17 protein-coding genes and 1 tRNA gene are annotated in these 21571 nt (G+C 71.3%); 8 read left to right on the top strand and 10 right to left on the bottom strand.

Annotated features, from left to right (window positions below; translation table 11 throughout):
- Positions 1 to 10: 10 nt before the first annotated feature.
- Positions 11 to 1144 carry a cysteine desulfurase DndA gene (dndA, locus tag G011_RS0106530; protein ID WP_019607770.1) on the top strand — a complete coding sequence of 378 codons (1134 nt, stop codon included), beginning with the start codon at positions 11 to 13 and terminating at the stop codon, positions 1142 to 1144.
- Positions 1145 to 1404: 260 nt separating this feature from the next.
- On the opposite strand, the gene G011_RS0106525 is transcribed toward dndA, so the two are convergent.
- The 8 genes from G011_RS0106525 to G011_RS0106490 form a co-directional block, all read right to left on the bottom strand.
- A complete protein-coding gene (locus tag G011_RS0106525) occupies positions 1405 to 2481 on the bottom strand; it encodes a bifunctional lytic transglycosylase/C40 family peptidase (protein ID WP_036552323.1) in 1077 nt (358 codons plus the stop codon).
- A gap of 16 nt (positions 2482 to 2497) precedes the next feature.
- Positions 2498 to 3283, bottom strand: a complete 786-nt coding sequence (locus G011_RS0106520; protein WP_019607768.1) for a replication-relaxation family protein — start codon at positions 3281 to 3283, stop codon at positions 2498 to 2500.
- The gene (locus G011_RS0106515; protein WP_019607767.1) at positions 3283 to 5568 is read right to left on the bottom strand and encodes a type IV secretory system conjugative DNA transfer family protein; all 2286 of its coding nucleotides are present in this window, start codon (positions 5566 to 5568) and stop codon (positions 3283 to 3285) included. The genes G011_RS0106520 and G011_RS0106515 overlap by 1 nt, the downstream gene beginning before the upstream one ends.
- On the bottom strand, positions 5565 to 7316 hold the full coding sequence (locus G011_RS0106510; protein ID WP_019607766.1) for a VirB4 family type IV secretion system protein: 1752 nt from the start codon (positions 7314 to 7316) through the stop codon (positions 5565 to 5567). Before G011_RS0106510 ends, G011_RS0106515 begins: the two co-directional genes overlap by 4 nt.
- Positions 7313 to 8218, bottom strand: coding sequence for a PrgI family protein (locus G011_RS0106505; RefSeq protein WP_019607765.1), 906 nt, complete (start codon positions 8216 to 8218; stop codon positions 7313 to 7315). The genes G011_RS0106510 and G011_RS0106505 overlap by 4 nt, the downstream gene beginning before the upstream one ends.
- A 28-nt stretch (positions 8219 to 8246) precedes the next feature.
- On the bottom strand, positions 8247 to 9896 hold the full coding sequence (locus G011_RS0106500; RefSeq protein ID WP_026338081.1) for a hypothetical protein: 1650 nt from the start codon (positions 9894 to 9896) through the stop codon (positions 8247 to 8249).
- Positions 9896 to 10252 carry a pilin gene (locus tag G011_RS0106495; RefSeq protein ID WP_231391391.1) on the bottom strand — a complete coding sequence of 119 codons (357 nt, stop codon included), beginning with the start codon at positions 10250 to 10252 and terminating at the stop codon, positions 9896 to 9898. Before G011_RS0106495 ends, G011_RS0106500 begins: the two co-directional genes overlap by 1 nt.
- A 153-nt stretch (positions 10253 to 10405) precedes the next feature.
- Positions 10406 to 11128 (bottom strand): hypothetical protein, encoded by a 723-nt coding sequence (locus G011_RS0106490; protein ID WP_019607763.1) that lies wholly within the window; start codon positions 11126 to 11128, stop codon positions 10406 to 10408.
- Positions 11129 to 12707: 1579 nt separating this feature from the next.
- Between G011_RS0106490 and G011_RS0106485 the strand changes: the two genes are divergently transcribed.
- The 3 genes from G011_RS0106485 to G011_RS0106475 are packed head-to-tail and all read left to right on the top strand — an operon-like array spanning position 12708 to position 15321.
- Complete coding sequence (locus tag G011_RS0106485) at positions 12708 to 13451, top strand: ATP-binding cassette domain-containing protein (protein WP_019607762.1); 744 nt, start codon at positions 12708 to 12710, stop codon at positions 13449 to 13451.
- On the top strand, positions 13448 to 14737 hold the full coding sequence (locus tag G011_RS0106480) for a hypothetical protein (protein ID WP_019607761.1): 1290 nt from the start codon (positions 13448 to 13450) through the stop codon (positions 14735 to 14737). Before G011_RS0106485 ends, G011_RS0106480 begins: the two co-directional genes overlap by 4 nt.
- Complete coding sequence (locus G011_RS0106475; protein WP_019607760.1) at positions 14734 to 15321, top strand: hypothetical protein; 588 nt, start codon at positions 14734 to 14736, stop codon at positions 15319 to 15321. Before G011_RS0106480 ends, G011_RS0106475 begins: the two co-directional genes overlap by 4 nt.
- Positions 15322 to 16104: 783 nt before the next feature.
- Here G011_RS0106475 and G011_RS0106470 read toward each other — a convergent pair.
- Positions 16105 to 16177: transfer RNA gene (locus tag G011_RS0106470), tRNA-Thr, on the bottom strand.
- Between the two features lie 266 nt (positions 16178 to 16443).
- Here G011_RS0106470 and fdhA point away from each other — a divergent pair.
- Positions 16444 to 17664 carry a formaldehyde dehydrogenase, glutathione-independent gene (gene fdhA / locus G011_RS0106465; protein ID WP_019607759.1) on the top strand — a complete coding sequence of 407 codons (1221 nt, stop codon included), beginning with the start codon at positions 16444 to 16446 and terminating at the stop codon, positions 17662 to 17664.
- A 76-nt stretch (positions 17665 to 17740) separates the two neighbouring features.
- On the opposite strand, the gene G011_RS0106460 is transcribed toward fdhA, so the two are convergent.
- On the bottom strand, positions 17741 to 19105 hold the full coding sequence (locus G011_RS0106460; RefSeq protein WP_019607758.1) for an MFS transporter: 1365 nt from the start codon (positions 19103 to 19105) through the stop codon (positions 17741 to 17743).
- A 138-nt stretch (positions 19106 to 19243) separates the two neighbouring features.
- Between G011_RS0106460 and G011_RS0106455 the strand changes: the two genes are divergently transcribed.
- The 3 genes from G011_RS0106455 (at position 19244) to G011_RS0106445 (ending at position 21524) form a co-directional block, all read left to right on the top strand.
- On the top strand, positions 19244 to 19807 hold the full coding sequence (locus G011_RS0106455; protein WP_013155300.1) for a TetR/AcrR family transcriptional regulator: 564 nt from the start codon (positions 19244 to 19246) through the stop codon (positions 19805 to 19807).
- 140 nt (positions 19808 to 19947) lie between these two features.
- Positions 19948 to 20556: a DUF3887 domain-containing protein gene (locus tag G011_RS0106450; protein WP_049800322.1), complete on the top strand. Its 609-nt coding sequence runs from the start codon at positions 19948 to 19950 to the stop codon at positions 20554 to 20556.
- 53 nt (positions 20557 to 20609) lie between these two features.
- Positions 20610 to 21524 (top strand): CPBP family intramembrane glutamic endopeptidase, encoded by a 915-nt coding sequence (locus G011_RS0106445; protein ID WP_019607756.1) that lies wholly within the window; start codon positions 20610 to 20612, stop codon positions 21522 to 21524.
- Positions 21525 to 21571 lie beyond the last annotated feature (47 nt).

The following is a 21571-nucleotide window of genomic DNA, read 5'->3' as shown; positions in this document are numbered from 1 at the left end:
GGGAGTCGGCATGGTGGCTTATCTGGACGTAGCGGCGACTACACGCGTGGACCCACGCGTAGCGGACGTCGTGGTGCACTGGATGACCGAGGAGTTCGGCAACGCGGGCAGCCGTACGCATGAGTTCGGCACCCATGCCAAGCGCGCTGTGCAGCAGGCGCGCACCTATCTCGCGGGCACGGTCGGGGCCAAACCCGACGAGTTGATCTTCACAAGTGGAGCTACCGAGAGTAACAACCTGGCTCTTCTGGGTCTTGCCCCCCATGGTGAAGAGACCGGGCGCCGCCACATCATCTCCTCAGCGATCGAGCACAAAGCTGTCATCGAACCCCTGGAGCACCTCCAAGCACAGGGATTCGAAGTCGACTTCCTCAAGCCCGGGCCGTCTGGCCGCATCGAGCTGGAAGCCGTCCAGGAACGGTTGCGGCCAGACACCCTGATGGTGTCCCTCATGCACGTCAACAACGAGACCGGGGTCGTACAGCCGGTCGCTGAACTAGCGCACATCCTCAGTCAAACGCCCACTTACCTCCATGTCGACGCCGCGCAGGGCTTCGGCAAGCGACAGGAGGACCTGGCCGCCCCTATCGACATGATCAGCATCAGCGGTCACAAGGTCGGAGCTCCCAAGGGCATCGGCGCACTGGTGATCCGACGTCGAGGATGGAACAAGATTCCCCTACAGCCGCTGATGTACGGCGGTGGGCAAGAACGAAAGCTCCGTCCGGGTACGCTCCCCGTCCCGTTGATCATGGGCCTGGCTAAGGCCACCGAGATCTTCCTCAAGGAACGAGAGGAGTGGGCGGATCAGGCTCTGCTCTTCCGCAAGAGCCTCCTGGCCGCACTCACCGACACCCGTCACCAAGTCAATGGTGACCCCGAGCACATGATTCCGCACATCTTGAATGTGTCCTTCGAGGGGGTGGATGCCGAAGCTCTGATCGTGAGACTCAAAGACCTTGCAGCAGTGGCCACAGGATCTGCATGCACCAGCGCCTCGTACACGCCGAGTCATGTGCTCACCGCCATGGGTCTGGCAGAGGATACAGCAGCCAACGGGCTGAGGTTTTCATGGTTTCCTTCAGATCTCGAAGGGTTCGACCCCCTCCAGATCGCAGAGGTGGTTCAGGAGCTTCAACCCTAGGGATCTTGACCCATGAACCCTTTTGATCCTGTCGATCCATCCCCGCGTGCGCGAGGCTCACTAGAGCGAAGCCCGGCCGTTTGCGTCCGGGCTTGATCCATCCCCGCGTGCGCGGGGCTCACGCTTAACGACCTGCGAAGACGCGAGCCGTTATCTCCCCGCAATCTTCTCTGGGACATGCCGACCACCATCGTGGCCCGCATGCGTCCATCCTCACACAACAGGAGCCAAGGATCCGCTCCAGCATCCGATCAAGCCCTTCAGGCGGGACGCACAGCGGACATGAAGCGAGCCGAGTAGTACGGCCCGTCAACCGGTTCCACCCGGATGGTCGTACCCGTACGAGGAGCGTTGACCATCTGGCCGTCGCCGACGTACATGGTCACGTGTGAGGGCGCGGGCCCGCTCCCGGTGTCGTAGAAGAGCAGGTCTCCCGGTACAAGAGTGTCCAGCGAAACCCGGGTCCCGATGTTGACCTGGTCGGTGGTCACCCGCGGGATCGACACCCCAGCGGCTCTCCAGGCCATCATGGTCAGCCCCGAGCAGTCGAAGCCGTCGGGCCCCACACCGCCCCACACATACGGCTTGCCGACCTGCCCGAGCGCCCACTCCGCGGACGCCCTCCCCCGCTCGCTTCCCTCCCCCGGAACCGTGTGCCCGCTGTCGGAGGCGGCGGCTGCCGCGGCGATCTCCTCGTACTCGGCGATGTGCTCCATGACGCTCTCGACGTAGTCGTCCCAGGCGTTGTAGCGAAACAGCGCCGCGCGGAGCTGCTCCGGGTCGGTGAAGTCGACCGTGTCCTCGGCATGACTGGTGCACAGCTCCACCGCGGTGGCCAGGGCGGCGTCGTAGACGTTGTGCGGGTCCGCCCGGCCATCACCGTTGCCGTCCACACCGAACTCCGCCCACCAGGCGGGCAGGAGCTGAGTGACGCCGACGGCCGCGTCGAACTCGGTGTCGCCGTCCCAGCGGCCGCCGTCGGTGTCCGGGTGCGGGGTCCAGTTGTCGCCCGCCCCGGTTCCGTCCAGGCGGGGGCCGATGACGGGCGGGTCGGTGTCGCCGTTCTCGTCGATGTCGTGCCCGGCCGCGTGGTGGGACTCCTCGTGGCCGATCCCCGCCAGGATCGGCCAGCTCATGCCCGTGCAGCCCGGGTGCAGGTGGGCGAGGCGCTCGGCGGCCCTGCGGTAGGCGTCCAGGAGGACAGCGGAGACCCCCGGCACCCGGAGCGTCCGGGCGTCGGCCTCGCGCTCGCGTTCCTCTCCGCCGATGGCCACGGCCCCGATCAGGGGCACCAGCAGGAGCAGGCCGACGGCCGCTCCGAGGGCCGCTTTGAGCATCGCCACCGCCGCCGGTTCAGGCGAGCGCGACGAGCGGGCGGACCGCGCAGGTCGCGTCGCCCGCTCGGCGCCAGACGGGGCGGGTGGGACCGAAGCGGTCGAGCTGTTCCAGGGTGGTGACGTGGACCGGCACCTCCTCCCCGCCCGCGCCGAGGGCGTGGCACAGCGAGGTGAGGCGCCCGGACGAGGTGACCACGAACAGGACCGGGGAGCGCAGGCCGGTCTCCTCGGCCAGGTCGCGGTAGCGGCTGACTTTGGCCGCGACGCGCAGGAGCGGCTCGCTTCCGGTGTCGAACTCCACGAAGGCGTCCAGGGTGGTGCCGTCCTGGCGCCAGCGCAGGTAGCCGTCGGGGCGCACGTGGTGTCCCCAGATCTCGCGGCACCGGGCCTCGGACCACCAGCGCTGGAGGGCCGCCCCCCGGGTGAGGCGCGCGCCGACCGCGAAGCACACGTAGGTCTGGGCCAGGCCGGTCACGTGGCCGAGCTGGCGTGAGATCACCAGGTTGCGGTGGAACTCGGGTCGGTAGCCGATGCCGTCCACGGTGGTGTGCCAGCGGTCGGCGAGCACGCGGGCGCCCTCCCTGCCGAGGGTCCAGTGGTAGGGGACGCGGGCGTGCGTGTGCGGCGGCAGGAAGCGGTCGGTGAACCCGTCCGCGGCCAGCTTGAGCAGGCGGCGCTGCACGGCGCGGGGGCTGGTGCCGCGGAAGAACAGCGCTCCGACGTGCGGGGTGGTCAGGACGCGGTGGGCGTGCAGGGCCTGGAGGATGTGGACGTCGCGGTCGGTCAGGTCGGTGGTGCCCATCAGCGTGTTTCCCCTCGCTGTCGCGGATCGGTTCCCTCGGTGCGGGTCGGAGTGGGGCTGAAGCGGCGGGCGGCCCGGCGGACCTGGCGGGCGCGGCCCCGGACCGGGTCGGGCAGCGCGAGCGTGCGCATGGTGGCGGCGGGCAGTTCGGCGGCGCCGTGGAGGGTGCGCACCACGGCCTGGTAGGGGCCCAGGTGGGACAGGTCGTAGGCGTTCAGGTGCGGGAGCGTGTGGCGTTCGAGCTTGGCCGCGTCGTCCGGGGAGGCGTTGAAGAACACCTTCGTGCGGCAGTTCGCCGCCACGGCGGCGCGGGTCTGGGCGGACAGCTGTCCCAGCTCCTGGTGGGCGATGACCAGCCCGGCGCGGTAACCGCGGGCCTCGGCGAGCATGTCGGCCAGTGATCCCGGCAGGCGCAGGAAGTTCGCGGCCTCGTCGAGGTAGACGGTGGTGTCGGGGCGTTCGCGTTCGGGGACGTCGGCGCGGGCGGTGACGGCGTTCCAGGCGGCGGCCAGGGCGATGGTACCGACGAGGGAGGCGGTGTCCTCGCCCAGGCGCCCCTTGGGCAGGCGCATGAGGACCAGGCCGCCGTGGTCGAGCAGGGCGGGCAGGTCCAGGGTGGAGGCGCCCGAGGCCAGGACGGCCGCCGCCCAGGGGCGCAGCAGGATCGTGCGCAGCTTGTTCAGGACCGGGTCGGTGGCGGCGGCGCGCATCTGCGGGCTCTGGCGTTCGTACCAGCGCCAGAACTCGCCGAGCGCTCCCGTGGCCCGGGCGGAGAGCAGCAGCCGGGCGCGCCAGGCGTCGTCGCCCAGCAGGCGCGGGATGTGTCCGAGGGTCAGGCCGGGGTCCTGGGCGCGGGCGAGGGTGAGCGTGCCGGCGCGCAGGATGTCCTCGGTGCGCGGGCCCCAGGAGTCGGCGTAGACCCGGCGGAAGATGCCGGTGACGGTGTCGGCGGCGTGCTCGGGGGTGCCGAGTTGGAGGATGTTGAGCCGGGGCGGCGGCGCGGGGTCGGCCGGGTCGAACACGACCGTGCGCCCGACCGCGCGCTTGGGCAGGCGGTCCAGGACGTCCAGGACCAGGTCGCCGCGCGGTTCGATGACCAGGGCGCTGCGTCCGGCCTCGGCGTCCTGGCAGATCATGCTGGCCAGCAGGGTGGACTTTCCCGATCCGGTCTTGCCCATGACGTGGGTGTGCTGGCGGGCCTCCTCGATTCCGCAGGCGACGGGTCGGCGCGGTCCGGCGTCGGCCTCGCCCAGAACGCGGACGCGGCCCGCGCGGGGCAGGTCGGGGCCGGGCGCGACGCGGCGGGCGCTGGCGCGGGTGAGGCCGGGGACGGCGGCGTCGGTGGGCAGGTGAGCGATCGCGGCGAGTTCGTCGGTGGTGAGCAGGTAGCCGCGGGCGAGGTGGCGGCGGCCCGTCCACAGAACAGGGAAGGGCATCCACCGGCGGCTGAGCGCGTTGAGCCCGGAGGTGTAGGCGGCCAGGGTGGCGGCGATGGCGCGGGTGCGGGCGCACAGGCGTCGGCGGGCCTGCTCTCCGGCGTGCTCGGTGGTGGTCAGGCAGCTGATCTGGCAGGCCAGGCGGGGTGCGGCGGACTTGTTGAGGATGGCGCGGACGTCGTCGGTGACGCCCGGGTAAGCGGGTGTGCGCACCGCCGCCCCGGACAGGGGCGAGGCGTGTAGGCCGCGCAGGCGGGCGGCGGCGGAGCGGGCTCGGGCGGCCCTGGTGGCGGTGGCGGGGCGGGCGCACACGCGCAGGACCGCGTGCTGGCCGGGCGCGAGGTCGGCGAGCTCCCCGAAGAGGCCGCGCAACGGGTCGTCGGCGAACTTGGCGCGCAGCGGGTAATGGTCGCCGCGCGCCATGGCGATCCAGTGGCCGAAGACGTGTTCTCCGCGCGGAACGGAGGCGGTGGCGGGCCGCAGGCTGGTGGTGGCGCCGGGCCAGGCGGCGGCCACGGCCCGCTCCAGCGCGCGGGCGTTGACGGTGCCCGGAATCCAGAGCTGGACACACACCCCCGCCGCGGAGGCGACGTACTCCCAGGCCAGGTGCGGCGGCAGGAGCCGGTGGGTCCAGCGCGGGCGCAGCAGGCCCAGGGTGTGGGACCAGAACGCGCGGGCGTGGTCGACGGTGGCCTCCGGCGGTGCGTGCACCTCCAGGACCTTCGCGCCGCGCGACAGATAAGCGGTGCGGGCCAGGCGCCAGGCCAGCACCCAGGCCGCCCACGCGCACAGGGCGGACGCGGCCGCCGCGGCAGCAGCGGCCAAGAACGCGGGGTCGACGGTGATCATTCGCGGCCTTCCCTTTCCATGCGGGCGAGTTCGGCGGGGTCGGTGGTGATCAACCGGTGTTCCTCGGGTGAGGCCAGGGCGCGGAACACCGCCCGGTGGTGCCCGGAGGTGAGCAGCGCGCTGCCGCGTTCGGCGGTGGCGACGATCTGCCGTTCGCCGTGCGAGAGGTGGAAGGACTCGCACACGGCGTCGAGGTTCTGCGGGGCCTGGTGGAGCAGGATCTGGGTGGCGGCGTTGGCGGCCACCGCGCGCCCGAGGTCGGTGGCGAGCAGGTCGGCCACGTCCTGGGTGACCAGGGTCAGTCCGGCCCAGTGGCGGCGGGCGTTCTTGGCGAGGTTGAACAGGTATTTGGCGCCGACGGGGTCGCGCAGCAGCGACCAGACCTCGTCGATGGTGATCAGCCGTGGCTGGCGGTGGGCGGAGTCGCGGACCTGGGACCACAGGGCGTCCAGGACCAGCAGGAGGCCGCTGGTGCGCAGCTCGTCGGGCAGGTGGCGCAGCGAGACGACCGTGAGGTGGCCGGTGAGCTTGGCGGTGCTGGGGCCGTCGAACAGTCCCCGGTGGGAGCCGTCGGTGAAGGGCGCCAGCTTGTCGGCCAGCAGGTGCGCGGTCCGGGCGCGGTCGCTCCCGTGGTCGGCACCGTCTCCGGTGCCGCGCAGGACGGCGACGAGGTCGGCCAGGATCGGCGGCGTGCGGTTCCAGGTGGCGGGATCGCGCGTGATGCCGCGTTCGGCGTAGGCGGCCAGCACCGCCCGGTCCAGGGCGGCGCTCTCGGCCGCGTCCAGGGCTCCGACCATGACCGAGACCAGGGTGTGCAGGAACAGGACCCTGGTGGTGAAGGCCTCCTCCCCGGTCCCGGCCAGGTCGAAGGGGTTGAGGCGCCCGTCCGGCCGCCCCAGCCGCACATGCCGGCCGCCCACCGCGTCGGCCATGGCGGCGTACTCGTCGGTGGGGTCGATGACGCTGGCCCGCACCCCCGCGTACAGGGCGCGCAGGAGTTCGAGCTTGGCGAGGTAGGACTTGCCGCTGCCGCTGCGGGCCAGGATGACCGCGTTGCCGTTGTCCAGGCCGCCGTTGAACCGGTCCCAGGCGACCAGTCCGCCGGAGTGGACGTTCTCCCCGTAGACGACCGCGGTCTCCCCCAACTCGGCGGCCAGATCGGGCGAGGACAGCGGCATGAGCGCGGCGACCGCGTCGGTGTCCATGGTCCGCGCCGCGCCCACCGGGTCGGTGCCCAGCGGCAGGGTGGCGATCCACCCGGCCAGGGGCCGGTAGGTGGCCGGGGCCAGGTCGACCAGGATCGAACCGGCCAGCGCGGACAGGCGGCCCACCTCGGCGTCCAGCTCCTCCGGGGTGGCGGCGTGCACCGTCAGGTACACCGCGAGCCGGAACAGCCGCGCCTCCCCGCCCGCCACGCGTTCGGCCAGCAGGGCGGCGTCCTGCGCCGCGGCCGCCCGCTGGGGGTCCTCCAGCCCTCCCCGGGCGGCGTCGGTCCGCCAGGCCGATTCCAGGCGGGCCCGGCGTCGGCGCAACCGGTGCGCGGCGACCTGTCCGGGGACCGGAACGACGTGGACGGCGATGTCGACGTGGCCGGGGTAGGTGAGCAGCGGGTCGGCCCACCCGGCGTGGACGTCGTGCGGGTAGCCGGTGACGATCATGGTCTGGGTCAGGCGCCCGTCCAGGTCCAGGCGGCGCGGGTACAGGCGGACGGCGGGTCCGCCCGGGGTCCGTCGATCGTGCACGGTCATCGCTCCTCCTGCGTGGTGGTCAGCGGGCGGGTCCCCGAATCCGGGTTCAGGGAGGAGCGCAGCACGCGCTCGGCGGCGGGGCCGTCGCACAGGCGGGCGCGCACGCCGAGGGCGGCGAGCTGGGACACCGCGTCCTCCGCCCGCCACAGCAGTCCCTCGCCCACCTCGCGGACGGGGCCGTCGGCGGTCAGGACCAGCAGCACCCGGTGGTGGACGAGCTGGTGGCGGCGCTGGAGGTCGTCGAGGAAGGCCCCGTGCGCCAGGGCCGCGCGCCTGAGCCTGGGGTGCGGGAGCGTCCGGGCCCGGTCGCGGGCGCCGCGTACGTGCGCGTCCAGGTCCGTCCGGCGGCGCTGGACGACGAACTGGGCGGGCTCGGTCAGGGAGTCCAGGAAGGCGGCGAAACCGGCCAGGATCTGGTCCTGTTCCTGCCCGGAGGCCAGGTGGAAGGGCACGGTGGAGCAGGTCAGGACCACCGCGCACCGCTGCCCCAGGTCGACGGTTCCGTCGTCGTGCACCGCCGCGGCGGGCAGGTTCAGCGGTGCCAGGCGCGGTCCACGGGCGGTCCTGGGCGCCCACCGGGGCAGGCGGACCCGCGGCGTCGCGGGCGCGCGGTGCTTGGCGTGCAGCAGCCAGAGCACGGACAGCGCGGCGAGTCGGTCCAGGCCGATCCCGTCGCGTCGGCCGAGCGCGAGCACCCAGGACAGGGCGAGCACCGCCGCGCTGACGGCGACCGAGGCCCACAGCGGCAGGGAACCCGCCAGCGGTGAGAACAGCGCCCAGGTGGTGAGCGCGGCGGGCGTGAGCAGGAGCAGTTGGCGGGCGGTGAGGTTCCACAGGACGGGTTCGGGCCGGTCGATGTCGGCCGGGATGCGGGCGTGCCAGACGGAGTCCTCGTGGTCCACGGTCGGTTTCCCCTTCTGCTGTTGGTGGTCAGGTGCGCCACGGGTTCCAGCGCCATCGCCAGCGCGGCCCGTCTCGGTGGGCCCCGGCGCTACGGCTGCGCGGCGGCCACCGCCGGGGTTCGGGGCGTGCGCGTGCGCGCTCGTGCGGGACGCTGCCGCCTGCCCGGGGCGGTGCCGGACGCGGGCGGTGGCGCGGTGTGTCCGCGTGCGGCGCGGTCCGCGGCGGGGTTCGGCCGACGGGACGGGTGTGGTCGGTCCACGGCGGGTTCGTCCCGGGGCCGGGCGCGGGTGCGCGGTGCGGGTGGTGCGGTGGGTTCGGGCCGCGCGGTCCGGTCCGTGGCGGTGTGCGGTTCCGCGACCGGCCCTGGTCGGCCCCCTCGGTCCACGGCGCCTTCGCTCCCGCTCGCGGTGTCGGCCTTCCGTCCGGGCGGTGGATCGGCGGTCGCGGCCCCGAGGTCCGGGGCCCGGGCCCTGCGGGCGGTGTGCGTACCGGACCGCCCTGCTCCCCCGCGCTCGAAGGCGCGGACCGCGAGACGGCGGGGCCGTGCCGGGCGGGCGGCGTCGAGGCGTTCGGGGTGCCGAACCTCCAGTTCCGCACGCGGCGCGGCATCGCGCTGGACTGGTGGACGGCCCCGGCCCGACGGACGGTCCTGGCGTTGTGGGCCGTCCGCAGCAGCGAGCCCAGGCGTCCCCGCACCGCCCCGGTCGCCGCCGTGCCCGCCGCCGCGGTACCGCCGGTCGCGAACGCCGCGGTGGTGAGCACGGCCGCCCAGGTCAGGGACTTGGCCGCGGACACCACCGGCGACCTGCCCCGGTGCCCCGACAGCACTGCCTTGTAGGTCCAGAACGGGATGCGGATCTGGACGTAGACCAGGACCAGGAGCAGGAACAGGTCGAAGAGGTTCGCGTCCCCGCTCAGGATCTGCGCGGCCCCGAACAGCACCTGGGTGTCCCCCTCGAAGAACACCCGCATCAGCGCCACGAAGGCCAGCGCCTGCGCGATCGGGACCACGCACACGGCCGTCATCGCCCGCCACCACAGTTCGGCGATCCGGTTGGTCTGCGGCAGCGCGTGGAACATCAGCATCAGCGGCGCGCCCACCGTCAGCAGGATCACGATGACGATCCGGACGATCTCGACCAGGGACCACACCACCAGCAGCACCACGAGCACCAGCAGGAGCAGCACGACGAACGCCGTCGCCTCCAGCAGGAAGGGCCCCACCCGCTCGGTCAGGGCCCGCGCCGCCCTCTCCGCGCTGACCCCGTCGGCGGCGAACGCCCGGGCGAACTCCGTCGACCAGTCCGACATCAGCCGCACCACGACCAACGACAGGTTCGAGGCGACGAACCCCACCACCAGGCGGGGCAGGACCTCCCGCGCCCCGTACTGGGCCTGGAGGCTGTGGTGGGCCATGACGACCAGCCCCGCCGCCAGGATCAGCAGCGCGTAGGCCGTGTTGACCGCCGCCGACACGCCCTCCCACACACCGGTCACCCCGGGCGTGGGTTCGGGGGTGTGGAACGCCTTGTCCGCCATCCACCCGAAGAGCGGGTTGACCACGTCCGAGACCAGGCCGTGGAACCACGAGGTGATGTGGCAGGAGACCTCCAGGACCCCGCAGTCGAAGACCTCGGCGGGGTCCTGCTCGGCCCCGTCCGGTTCGGCCGGGGACATCAGACGCCCTGCTCGTACTTGACGACGTAGTCCAGGGCCAGCAGCAGCACCTCGCCCACCAAGGCGACGAGGTAGCCAATGCAGGCCCCGTAGATGCCGCGCTTGGCCTTGTCGATCTCCCCGGGCTCGCCGCCCGCCACCATCCAGCGCACTCCGGAGACCGCGATGAAGAGCGTGGCCAGGGAGACGGCGAGCAGCTGCACCAGCCGGGTGATCCTCCTGACCACCTCCACCGCGTGCACCGCGTACAGGTAGGGGTCCTCGCCCTGGGCGGCGTGCAGCCCGGGCAGGACCAGTTCCGTCGGCGAGGCGGACAGCAGGAGCGGCCCCGCCCCGGCCAGAACACACCACGACATGCTCATCCCGCACCTTCCGAGAGCGCTCCCCCGCGACGCGTGCGCGAGGAAGGAAACGAGTCGATGGGACGCGTGGCGGCCCGCCCGTGACGCGGGCGGAGCCGCCGCAACGCTCGGACCACGACGGGTCGGGCCCACGAGTCGGGCCACGGGTCAGGCCACGAGCAGCAGGTCGTCCCGGTCGGTGAGCTGGCGGGAGCGGATCGCCTCGGCCAGGCGCTCCTCGGCGCGGGCGCGGCGCTTGGCCAGGCGCCAGTACGGCACTCCCCGCTCCCGGGCGACCGTGGCCAGGGAGACGCCCTCCAGGCGGGTGCGGCCGATGATCTCGGCCTCGTCCGGGGTGATCACGTCGTGGCGAGCGGCCCGGCAGAGAACCGTGTCCGGCGTTCCGGTGGGGACGACGGCGGTGACGGGCGGTTCGGCCATGAGGAGCGGCTGACGCAGCGCGGCGGTCCGGGCCCGAAGGCCCGCACGCTGGGCGCGGCAGCGCAGCGCCCAGTGCAGGCGGTGCCAGGCGGTGTCGGCCTCACGGACGGCGTGGACGAAACCCGCGAGGAGCTCCTCCTCCACCTCCTCGACGGTGCGCGGGTCCAGGCCCCGGCACAGGCCGCGGGCACAGGTGCGCAGCGCGGGCATGGCGAAGCCGATCGCGGCGACCATCCACTCCTCGCGGTCCTGTGCGCGCACGACCAGGCTCCGCCAGACGTCGTCACGCGAGCGGCGGTCGGTGGTGCGGTCCAGGAGTGCGGCGCGCAGCTCGACCAGGGTGGTGGGAGGGGTGCCGGTGGCGGGGACGAGCTGCGCCGCGAGGTCGGCGACATCGAGGTCGAGGAGCTGGAACTCCCTCTCGGCGCGGTTGAGCGGTTCGGTCGTCATGGATCTGTTCCCTTCGCGGGCCGTGTCGGTGATGACGCGGACCACGAAAGGGAGCCCGGCTGACGGCGGGCGCACGGAGGGCTCACGGACGGCGAGCGGAAGGCGGGCGGAGTGCCGGCGGGGAGCTGACACGAGGCGCCCGGGCGCGGGGGTGGGGCGGGCGGACTCTTCTCAGCGGCTGTCCGCTGACAGCACCGGAAACAGGCTCCAGCCAGGGATGACAGCGTTGACGGGAGTGCTATCAGCGGGAGCGGAAGGTGCTGTCAGCGTCCGCCTTGGCCGAACCATGACCGAATTTCTGAGAGCGGCGAATGGGCGATGCGCTGACAAGAGCGCCCTGTTCTCGCCCTGGCTGGCGCTGCGTAGCCGCATCTAACCGACCTCAGCCAGTGCACTTCCGCATGCGCAGGGCTCAGTCCCAGCGGGGTGACACCCACTCGATGGTCCGCTTTGGAGCCCTACTGGAAGCAACGGGCCGGTCGAAGGAAGCCGAAGCGCAGAGGCAGCAGGCCCGGGATTCGGAGGGTGCTGGGTGAGCGCTGCCATGTCGTCGGGGGCACGTTCGACTGCTGCTGGTTTCCTCCCGGCTCCCGGAGCTCGATAAGTGAACCTTATCGGCAGTTAGAACAGTCCGTGGCACAAAAACCGGCCCCCGTGCAACGTCGCGTTGCGCGAAGGCCGCCGTGATCTATCCGTGATCATCGATCCTTGCGAAGGTCGCGCACATGACGGAGCATGCCGTGCTCGAACTCGCGACTGCTCTTGCCCTGGGGGACGGTCCAGCAGATCACACTGGTATCCATGCAGCACCGGACCCGCGCGCTTCAAAGCCAACACCCTCAAAGTGACTTGTAACACATTAGTACAAAGAGGGCACCAGTGATCATGGGCTGAGCTGCGGAATGGCAGCCCCTCGGGAGAAACTATTCACTCGCGACCCTTCGGTAGGGCCTTTGGCCCTTGATGATGAACATGATAGATGCTCTACTACTCCAGCGACGCGGAGACAAAAAAGCGGAGCAATCGAAATCAATTTACCCCCTACTCATTTCGGATAAAATTAAAAAGTTCAGCTCGATTCTTGCATCGATGGTGTTCTCCATCGGAATCCTCTCCTTTTCCATGTCGCCCGCCTCCGCTGCAGAGGCTTCGCCTACTGGCGACCCCGAAGCGGCCATCCTGTTGAGTGGCAGCTTCAGCTCCTACATCAGCGGCTGGGCGCCTTCGAGTTCCCCGCAGTCCCGGACCTGGACCGATAACACTGCTGGCACGACCTCGGTTCGGCTCAGCGGTTGCAGCACCAATGGTCCGCAGGGGTTCCGGAACGTCACTCTGCGCCTGACCAGAACAACGGGGATCAATAGTCACATCGGATCCCGATCGAACTCCTGTGGGACCTCCAGTTGGAGCATCGCCTCCAACCGGACCGGAAACTTCCAGTTCGGCAGCACACACATCAACGGCGCCAACTACTACAATGGAACCTGGTCTGCGAACAGCGTGGTAGTGAGCTACTAAGGTTCCACCTCTCGTGGTGGGGAGACATATTCTCCCCACCACGTTCCGGGAAAGAGAAAACGTGAAGATCAGAGTCGACGAAGTCACCCACGCCCATGGGTGGTTCGGTGCTCCCGTGTTCGAGCGCTTCAGCTTGGATATCCCCGAAGGCCGCACGGTCCTCCTCGGCCCGAACGGGGCCGGCAAGAGCACGCTCATGGCGTTGCTCGCTTCGGCCGCCCTCCCCCGCCGAGGCCGGATCCACATCGGAGACCATCGCACCGACCGTCGACGCGACCTCACCCCCTTGCGCCGTGCCGTGGGCTGGATGCCGCAGACCATCGTCACGGTGACCGGACTGACCGTGCGCGAGCAGGTCGCCTACCACGCCTGGGCCAAGGGTGAGAACCGCGCCGACGCCTGGGAATCGGCGCTGCGCGCCCTGCGTGCGGTGAACATGACCGAGCTCGCCGACAGGTCCGTCAGGAAGCTCTCCGGCGGACAGCTGCGCCGGGTGGGGCTGGCCCAGAGTATCGTGCACCGACCGAGCGTGCTGCTTTTGGACGAGCCCACCGCGGGGCTCGACCCGGCCCAGCGCAACGCCTTCCGTCGTCTCCTCGCCGGCCTGGACACCGGCGGGACCGTCCTGGTCTCGACCCACCAGACCGGGGATCTGTCCGACCTGTTCGCGTCGGTGATCGTTCTCGCCGACGGCCGGACCGGTTACCACGGGTCCACCAGCGATTTCCTGGCCATGGCACCGCAGGAGGACAATCCGGAGCGCCGAGCCGAAGCCGCCTACAGCACCGTTCTGGAGCAGCGATGAGGAAGCGCAAGCTGTGGCTCACCAGCCCCGCGACCTGGCTGGCCCTCCCGCTGCTGGTGATGGTCGCGGTCCTCAACCTCGAGGACGGCCTGACCTTCGCGACCCGTGGTTACTGGGAGACCGCCACCGCCAAGGCTTCCGAGGCGGTCGCCTACGTCGGCATCGTCGTCGCGCTCTCGGCCACCTGGGAGGCCTCACGCCTGCGTTCGGGTGGGCTGCTCGCCGTGGCCGCTCGACGTCCCTTCCCTGTCATCGCCTCCAGCCTGGCGCCCACCCTGGTCGTCGGGCTCGCGGCCACGCTGCTCTCCCACGGGATGCTCGCCACCTTGGCCGTGGGAGCTCCAGGAGGTCCTTCCTGGCACATCATCGCCGTGAATCTCCTCGCGCTCCTGGGCATCCTCGGTTGGGGCCTCTTCCTCGGGTTCGTGCTCCCACCCCGGTTCTCCCTGGCGGTGTGTCTGGCGAGCACCTACTTCTGGTACCTGCTCATCCCCGCCCACTGGGTCTTCCCGTTGTGGCTGCGCTACCTGTCGGGTGGGATGCTGGGGGCTCCGTCGGTCTGGGAGGTCAGTGATCCCCGCGCCCATCTGGCCGCTACTCTCACCGCGGTCGGCCTGTTCACCGTCGGAGCCGTCGCGGCCCTGGCGCGCGACCGGCGCAGAGTCCTGGTGGCCGCCGCACTGGTCCTGCCGCTCACACTGGCGGGGGCGAGCATGACCGTGCGCTCCCTGGACGCCTTCCCCATGGTCGCCCGCCAGGGCATCACCTGCGATGACGAACCCGTGGACGGGCTCACCCTGTGTCTGTGGCCGGAGCTGGAGGAGGACCGTGCCGAACTCGTGCCCGTCATCGTGGACACGCACCAGACCTTCACCGAGGCCGGACTCGACCTGCCCGACACCGTCTCGGCCGGGCACGGGACCCCCGAACATGCCCTCTGGTTGCCTCTGGAGCCGCGCGCCGAGGCGCAGGAGACCGTCCCCCAGGCGTTCGTGACCACGCTCATGCCCTCCGCGCTGCCGGAGTCCTGCCCACCCAGACATTCACCCGACCTGACCCTGGACACCGTCCACGCCTGGCTGCTGGTCACCAGTGGACTCGCCGACGCCCACGAACTGCGCCCCTCGCTGAACACCGAGGTCGCCGCCCACCTGGACCGGCTTCTGGAACTGCCTGCGCCCGCGCAAGGAGAGTGGTACAAGGCCAACCGACCGGTCCTGGAGACGTGTTCGGCCGACCCCGACACCCTCGATCCCACCGGCTTCACCCCGCAGGAACAGCGGTGACCTGGTGGTGCCGGGCCCGGTGGCTTCCGGCCGCTTTGACTCTGATCGTGGTGGCCTGGATCGCGGCCCTGCTCTCCGCGGAGCAGATCGTGCCCTTCCCCACCCTGGTGGGTCCCCGTGCCCCCGTCCCGGCCCCTTACCTGATCTGCGCCATGGGGCTGGTCGGGCTCGTGTACGGACTCGACCGTTCCCGTTCCGCGCTGGAGAGCACGGCAGCGCGCTCGATCGCTCTGCGCGACGCGGCCCTGGTGGGATCGGTGGCACTCGCGTGCACGGTGACCGGGGGTGCCGCGGCCGCTCTGGGGGTGCCGGTCGCGGCCGGTTCCGCCCGGGTGATGGTCGCCGCGCTCGGCGCCTACCTGGTGGTGCGTGTGGTGGTGCGCCCGGATCTGGCCGCCTTGGCTCCCCTGGGCCTGCTCACCTGCACCATCGTGGTGTGGGACTCCTCGACCGGACCGGGCCCCTGGCTGATGGCCGCTCCTGAGGATGTCAGCGCGTGGGTGCTCAGCGCGGTGCTCTTCGTGGCGGGGGTGTTCCTGGTGTTGCGCCCCCCGCGCAGGCGCTTCGTCCGGCTCGGGCATTGAGGGGGCGAACCAAGTACGCCGGAAAGGGGCAATGGGGTTCTCCAGCGAAGCTCGAAGGCGACCTGACCGCACTGATAAGAGCAGTTATCGGTGGTCAGAAACGATCGAAACGGACACAAACCACGCGGCACGGGTAGACCATTCCGATCAGCCGGATTGGTCTACCTTCTGACCTGCACCAACGTCACCACGGAGGCATGTTGGGGCCTTAGCTGCCCCTGTCGCGACCGACCAGATGCGCGGCCACGGTGTGTGTGCTTACTTTCCGAATGAGGTGGGCCCCGACACACCACTCTCTGGATAGCTACAGGGAGCCCGTCGCTCCCCAAGAGGCCTCCCCAGATCGGAGGTAAATCCGCGTTGCTCATCGAGGGCCTGACCCGTTTGCAGGCAGTAGAACAGCTGTCTCAGCATCCGGTTGAGTAGGTGCTGCCGAGCCTAGACGTGCAGTCTCCTTGGTCCCGGCGCCTCCGTCGTACCGGTCCACCTTCGCGTGCGCGGAACCCAGAGCACCTCACTCCCCAAGAGCTTCAATGAACGCTGACGGAAGCACTGACAGCAGCACCAACCACGAAGAGGTGCCCGCGCAGTCCGTTCCCAGCCGCGTACGGGCTCGGAGCGCAGCATGTCAGCGCTCTGTCAGCATCGGTGTACGACACGGGGGCGCCGTCGCGTCCGTCCTCGGGCGGACAGAGGTCCGCGTGTAGGCGATTGCTCTCGGGGCGGAGCGGCCGCCCCGGCGACGCGACTGACCGGGCGTCTTCCCAGGTCAGACCATGTGAGAGCCAGCGAGGGGACTTGAACCCCTAACCTATCGCTTACAAGGCGATTGCTCTGCCAATTGAGCTACGCTGGCGGGCTGCCGCGACCGTGGTCCCGGCTGCGTCCCTGGGAAATGGTACCGGTTCAGATACCGCCCGGCCTACTCGGATACGCCGGTGCGTACGAATCGCCGCCCCGGCCGCCGCTCCGTCGGCCGACGACCCCCTCCCGGTTACCTCCTCCGCGCACCCCGATCCGGCAAAGAATCCGGATAGACACGCCGTGTCCGGTTGCTCCTCGCCCCGACCGGAAACCAGAGGGGAAAGTGCCCCCTCCCGGGGGCGGAGAGGCGGGAAGGACATGACCGGCAACAGGGGTGTGGTGTACAGGGGCGCGGGCCGGGTCGAGGTCGAGGACGTCGACTACCCCGAGTTCGTCATCAAGGACGGCCCCGGGGTCAACCCGGCGAACGTCGGACGCAAGGTGCCGCACGGGGCGATCCTGAAGGTCGTCGCCACCAACATCTGCGGCAGCGACCAGCACATGGTGCGGGGGCGCACCACCGCGCCGGAAGGGCTGGTCCTGGGCCACGAGATCACCGGCGAGGTGGTCGAGACCGGGCCCGACGTGGAGTTCGTCAAGGTGGGCGACCTCGTCTCGGTCCCGTTCAACATCTCCTGCGGGCGCTGCCGCAACTGCAAGGCGCGGCGCACGGAGATCTGCCTGAACGTGAACCCGGACCGGCCGGGCTCGGCCTACGGCTACGTCGACATGGGCGGCTGGGTCGGCGGGCAGGCCAGGTACGCGCTCGTGCCCTACGCGGACTGGAACCTCCTCGTGTTCCCCGACCGCGACCAGGCGATGGAGAAGATCCTGGACCTGACGATGCTCTCGGACATCTTCCCGACCGGCTACCACGGCTGCGTCACCGCGGGCGTGGGCGTGGGGTCGAGCGTCTACGTCGCGGGAGCCGGACCCGTGGGGCTGGCCGCCGCCGCGTCGGCCCGGCTGCTCGGCGCGGGGGTGGTGATCGTCGCGGACATGAAGGAGGAGCGGCTGGCGCAGGCCCGCAGCTTCGGGTGCGAGACGGTGAACGTGGCCGAGGGGGACCTGGCCGGGCAGATCGAGCGGATCCTGGGCGTTCCCGAGGTGGACTGCGCGGTGGACGCGGTCGGCTTCGAGGCGCACGGGACGGGAGAGGGAGCCTCGAAGGAGGCGCCCGCCAGCGTGCTCAACACCGCGATGGACGTGACGAGGGCCGGAGGGTCCATCGGGATCCCGGGCCTGTACGTGACCGGCGACCCCGGCGCGTCCGACGAGGCCGCCAAGGAGGGCTCCCTATCGGTCCGGATCGGGTTGGGCTGGTCGAAGTCGCACGCCTTCTTCACCGGCCAGTGCCCGGTCATGAAGTACCACCGGGAGCTGATGGAGGCGATCCTCCACGACCGGGTGCGCATCGCCGAGGCCGTCAACGCCGTGGCGATCCCGCTGGAGGAGGCCCCCGAGGGGTACCGGGCCTTCGACAAGGGCGCGGCCAGCAAGTACGTGCTCGACCCGAACAACTACCTCGGCACGCGCTGACGCGCCGGGAGGTTCAGGGCCCGCGGGCGACGAGCGGGGTGAGGCCGCGCGGGCGGCGAGCGGGGCGGGAACGGGCTCAGGCCCGTTCTGCCTCCGCACTGCCCTGCCCGGCCTCCGCACCGCCCTGCCCGGTCCCCGCGCCGTCCCGATCGGCTCCCGTACCGCTCCCTGCGGTCTCCGCACTGCCCCGATCGGTCCCCGCACCACTCCCCTCGGCTTCCGTACCGCCCCCTCCGGCTCCAGCACTGTCCTCTTCGGCCCGCGCGCCCGCCGCCCGGCGCGGACGGGCCGCCGGGCTGAGGAACCCGGCGAACGCGACGAGGAGCAGGGGCACGACCAGGGCCGTACGCAACCCGTACGCCTCTCCCAGCAGGCCGAGCACGGGCGGCCCGACCAGGAACGCGACGTAGCCGAGCGTCGCCACCAGGGAGACCCGGGCCGCGGAGTCGGGCCCGGAGTCCCCGGCCGCCGACAGTGCCACGGGGAAGCCCAGCGAGGCGCCCAGTCCCCACAGGACCACGGCCGCCGCCGCAAGGGCCGGGCTGTCCGCACCGGCCACCAGCCCCATGCCCGCCACCCCGGCCAGCGCGCTCGCCCCGAGCACGCGGGCCCTGCCGAAGCGCGCCAGGAAGTAGCCCCCGGCGAAGCGCCCGACCGTCATCGACGCGGCGAAGACGGCGTAGACCATCGACCCCAGGGCCGGGTCGAAGCCGTGGCCGTCGACCATGATCAGCGGAAGCCAGTCGTTGGCGGTGCCCTCGGCCAGGGCCATCGCGAGCACGATGAGGCCGATCAGCACCAGGCGCGCGTCCTTCCACAGCGCGCGTCCGCCGCCCGCGCTCCCCTGGCCGGAGGCACGCGGGAGCGCCCTGCCGGTGCCGGGGGGCAGGGAGCCGAAGAGCGTCGCCGCCACCGCCAGGGTCAGGACGCCCATCGCCGCCAGGTGCCACGCCACGGGGAACCCGACCGCGGTGAGCGCCATGCCGACGAGGGCGCCGATCACGGTTCCCAGGCTGAAGAAGCCGTGCATGCGCGGCAGCAGCGGCTCGGACATGACCCGCTCGACGTCGGCTCCCTCGATGTTCATGGCGATCTCCCCGGCGCCCATGCCCAGCCCGAAGAGGAACAGGCCGAACGCGACGACGAGGGCGGTCGACAGACCCGCGCCCAGACCGATGACGGGCAGACTCCCCAGCATCGCGGCGGTCCCGGCCACGATGACCGGCCGTGCGCCCAGGCGGGCGACGACGGCTCCCGACCCGAGGACGCCGATCATGGAACCGATCGAGAGGCCGAACAGGACGAACCCCATCTCGGCGGTGGAGGCGCCCAGCGCGTCGCGGATGGCGGGCGTACGGGTGACCCAGGACGAGATCCCCAGCCCGGGCAGGAGGAACAGGACGCACAGCGCGAGGCGCCGACGGCCCACGGCGGTTCCCATGAAGGGCTCCCAGTGGAGTGGCGGTCAGTAGTGTGTACAAAAGTACACACTTGTGGACGCGGACGCCACGGGCGCGGACGGGGGCGGCCGCGTACCAGAATGGCCGTGGACGCAGGGCTCCGAGGCCGGAAGGGGAACATGGCCGGAACCAGGCGGGTGGCCAACGACCCGCGACGCAAGGAGCGCATCCTCGCCGCGGCGCTGGAGGTGATCGCCGAGCGCGGTGTGCACAGGACCACGCACCGGGCGATCGCCGAGCGCGCCTCGGTGCCCCTGGGCTCGCTCACCTACCACTTCGACGGCCTGTCCGCGATCCTGGAGCAGGCGTTCACGCACCTGGCGGGGACCATGTCGGAGTACTACGCGCACCGGCTCGCGGCGGCGCGCGACCGCGCCGAGGCGTGCGAGGCCGTGGCCGACCTCATCTGCGGGCCCGAGTACGCCACGCCCCACCAGTTCGCGCTGCTCTTCGAGATGTACTCCTACGCCAACCACGACGAGGCGGTCCGCAGGGCCGCGCGCGCGTGGATGGACGTCAGCCGCGCCTCCCTGTCCGCGCACTTTCCCCCCGAGGCGTGCCGCGCGCTGGACGCCCTGGTCGAGGGGTGGTCGCTGCACCGCCACTTCGAGCGCGACGAGGGCGGCCCGGACCGCGCGGTGGTCCTGGCGGCGGTGACCGCCGTCGCCGACCGGCTCGGCTGACCGGCGCCCCGGTCCTTCGGGCCGGGCGGGTGAAGGCGATGGCCTCCTCACCCGCGCGGTGGGAGCGCGGCGGTCCGCGGTTACGGAACAGGCGGGACAGCGGCTGGCGCATGCCCCACTTGTAAAGCTATAGTTTACGAATGCAAGCTAGCTTGACAGAGGCGTTGCGGGTGTTGAAAGCGCGCACGGAGGCCTTCCTCGCGTCACGCGTCCTGACGAGGGACGACGACTGGACCGACTCGATCAGGCGCGCCGTGAGCATGCAGACGGCCGCCGATGACGTCGTGCGTGCCGTCGTACAACAGGCCCGGCAGAACGGTGCCACGTGGCAGGTCGTCGGTGACGCGCTCGGCGTGAGCCGACAGGCAGCGTTCCAGCGCTACGGCAAACCGATCGATCCAAGGACAGGAGAACCGATGAACACCACGCCGCTACCCGGCGTCGCCGAACTGGCCGCCTCGGTGATCGAGGACCTCGCGTCCGGGCGATGGTCGCGTGTCACCGAGCGGTTCGATCCGACCATGCGCGATGGCCTGTCAGAGGACGCGCTCGCCGCCGCGTGGGCGCAGATCGTCGGCCTGGCGGGAGCTTTCGAGGGGCATGGGGAGCCGGAGGTCACCCGGGCCGGCGACGTGACGATAACGAACACGCCGCTCTCGTTGGAGGCGGGCGACTACACGGCGCGGATCGCGTTCCGCGACGACCGGACCATCGCCGGTCTGCACATCCTCGAAGGGCGGACGCCGTGACCGCCGCGTCCCCGCGCGGACCGAACACGCCCACGACCCGGGGCGGAACCCGGATGAGCGGCCGCGACCTGCGGTCCATCGGGGTGTTCACCGCCCTGGCGTTCGCACTCGCCTGGCTCTTCGCGCTCCCGCTCTGGTTCGGTGACGGGCTCGCCGAACCCTGGTTCCCGCTCGTGGCCACCGCCACGATGACGACCCCCGCGATCGCCGCCCTCGTCGTCGTGTTCTTCGTGGAGCGGCCCCGGCGGAAGGCGTGGACGCTCGGGCTGTGGCCGTTGACGCCGGTCCGCAGACTGCTCGGCTACGCGGCGCTGGGGATCGTCGTGCCCATCGCTCTCGTCCTGGCGGCGCTCCCTGTCGGCGCGCTGCTCGGGGTCTATCCGGCCGACTTCGCGCACTTCTCGGCGTTCCGGCAGGTCCTCGACGAGCAGGCCGGAACGGCCGGAACCCCGATACCGGTCGGCGCGCTCATCGCCATCCAGCTCGCCGCACTCCCCATGGCCGCGTTCATCAACCTCATCCCGGCGCTCGGGGAGGAACTCGGATGGCGCGGATGGCTGCTCCCGAAACTGATGCCGCTCGGTACGCTCCCCGCCCTCCTGGTCATGGGTGTCATCTGGGGCCTCTGGCACGCTCCGCTCATCCTCCTGGGATACAACTACCCGGACGCGCCGGGCTGGGTCGGCGTGGCCGCGATGGTCGCCATGTGCGTCCTGGTCGGCGCGGTCTTCGGCTGGCTGCGGCTGCGATCGGGATCGGTGTGGCCCGCGGCCCTCGCCCACGCCGCGTTCAACGAGGCGGGCGGGACCTACCTCCTCTTCGCCGAGGCGGGCGAGCACGTCGACACCACGCAGGCCACGATCCTGGGCTGGAGCGGGTGGATCGTGCCGCTCGTACTCGTCGCGGTCCTGATCGCCACGGGACAGTTCTCCTCCGCGAAGCACCCGTCCGCCCCGCCGCCGAGGTAGCGGGACCGAGCCGCGCACCGGGCGACCCCGTCAGCCGAGGGGCCGCG

It is taken from the genome of Nocardiopsis sp. CNS-639 (assembly GCF_000381685.1).
In the GTDB taxonomy this organism is placed as follows: Bacteria; Actinomycetota; Actinomycetes; order Streptosporangiales; family Streptosporangiaceae; genus Nocardiopsis; species Nocardiopsis dassonvillei.
This window is presented reverse-complemented; position numbering and strand designations above follow the sequence as displayed.

What these genes read in the sequence shown, in the direction of transcription:
- dndA (WP_019607770.1), top strand. Translation starts at nt 11, where the DNA reads ATGGTGGCTTATCTGGACGTAGCGGCGACTACACGCGTGGACCCACGC.
- G011_RS0106525 (WP_036552323.1), bottom strand. Translation starts at nt 2,481, where the DNA reads ATGCTCAAAGCGGCCCTCGGAGCGGCCGTCGGCCTGCTCCTGCTGGTG.
- G011_RS0106520 (WP_019607768.1), bottom strand. Translation starts at nt 3,283, where the DNA reads ATGGGCACCACCGACCTGACCGACCGCGACGTCCACATCCTCCAGGCC.
- G011_RS0106515 (WP_019607767.1), bottom strand. Translation starts at nt 5,568, where the DNA reads ATGATCACCGTCGACCCCGCGTTCTTGGCCGCTGCTGCCGCGGCGGCC.
- G011_RS0106510 (WP_019607766.1), bottom strand. Translation starts at nt 7,316, where the DNA reads ATGACCGTGCACGATCGACGGACCCCGGGCGGACCCGCCGTCCGCCTG.
- G011_RS0106500 (WP_026338081.1), bottom strand. Translation starts at nt 9,896, where the DNA reads ATGTCCCCGGCCGAACCGGACGGGGCCGAGCAGGACCCCGCCGAGGTC.
- G011_RS0106495 (WP_231391391.1), bottom strand. Translation starts at nt 10,252, where the DNA reads ATGTCGTGGTGTGTTCTGGCCGGGGCGGGGCCGCTCCTGCTGTCCGCC.
- G011_RS0106490 (WP_019607763.1), bottom strand. Translation starts at nt 11,128, where the DNA reads ATGACGACCGAACCGCTCAACCGCGCCGAGAGGGAGTTCCAGCTCCTC.
- G011_RS0106480 (WP_019607761.1), top strand. Translation starts at nt 13,448, where the DNA reads ATGAGGAAGCGCAAGCTGTGGCTCACCAGCCCCGCGACCTGGCTGGCC.
- fdhA (WP_019607759.1), top strand. Translation starts at nt 16,444, where the DNA reads ATGACCGGCAACAGGGGTGTGGTGTACAGGGGCGCGGGCCGGGTCGAG.
- G011_RS0106460 (WP_019607758.1), bottom strand. Translation starts at nt 19,105, where the DNA reads ATGGGAACCGCCGTGGGCCGTCGGCGCCTCGCGCTGTGCGTCCTGTTC.
- G011_RS0106455 (WP_013155300.1), top strand. Translation starts at nt 19,244, where the DNA reads ATGGCCGGAACCAGGCGGGTGGCCAACGACCCGCGACGCAAGGAGCGC.
- G011_RS0106450 (WP_049800322.1), top strand. Translation starts at nt 19,948, where the DNA reads ATGCAAGCTAGCTTGACAGAGGCGTTGCGGGTGTTGAAAGCGCGCACG.
- G011_RS0106445 (WP_019607756.1), top strand. Translation starts at nt 20,610, where the DNA reads ATGAGCGGCCGCGACCTGCGGTCCATCGGGGTGTTCACCGCCCTGGCG.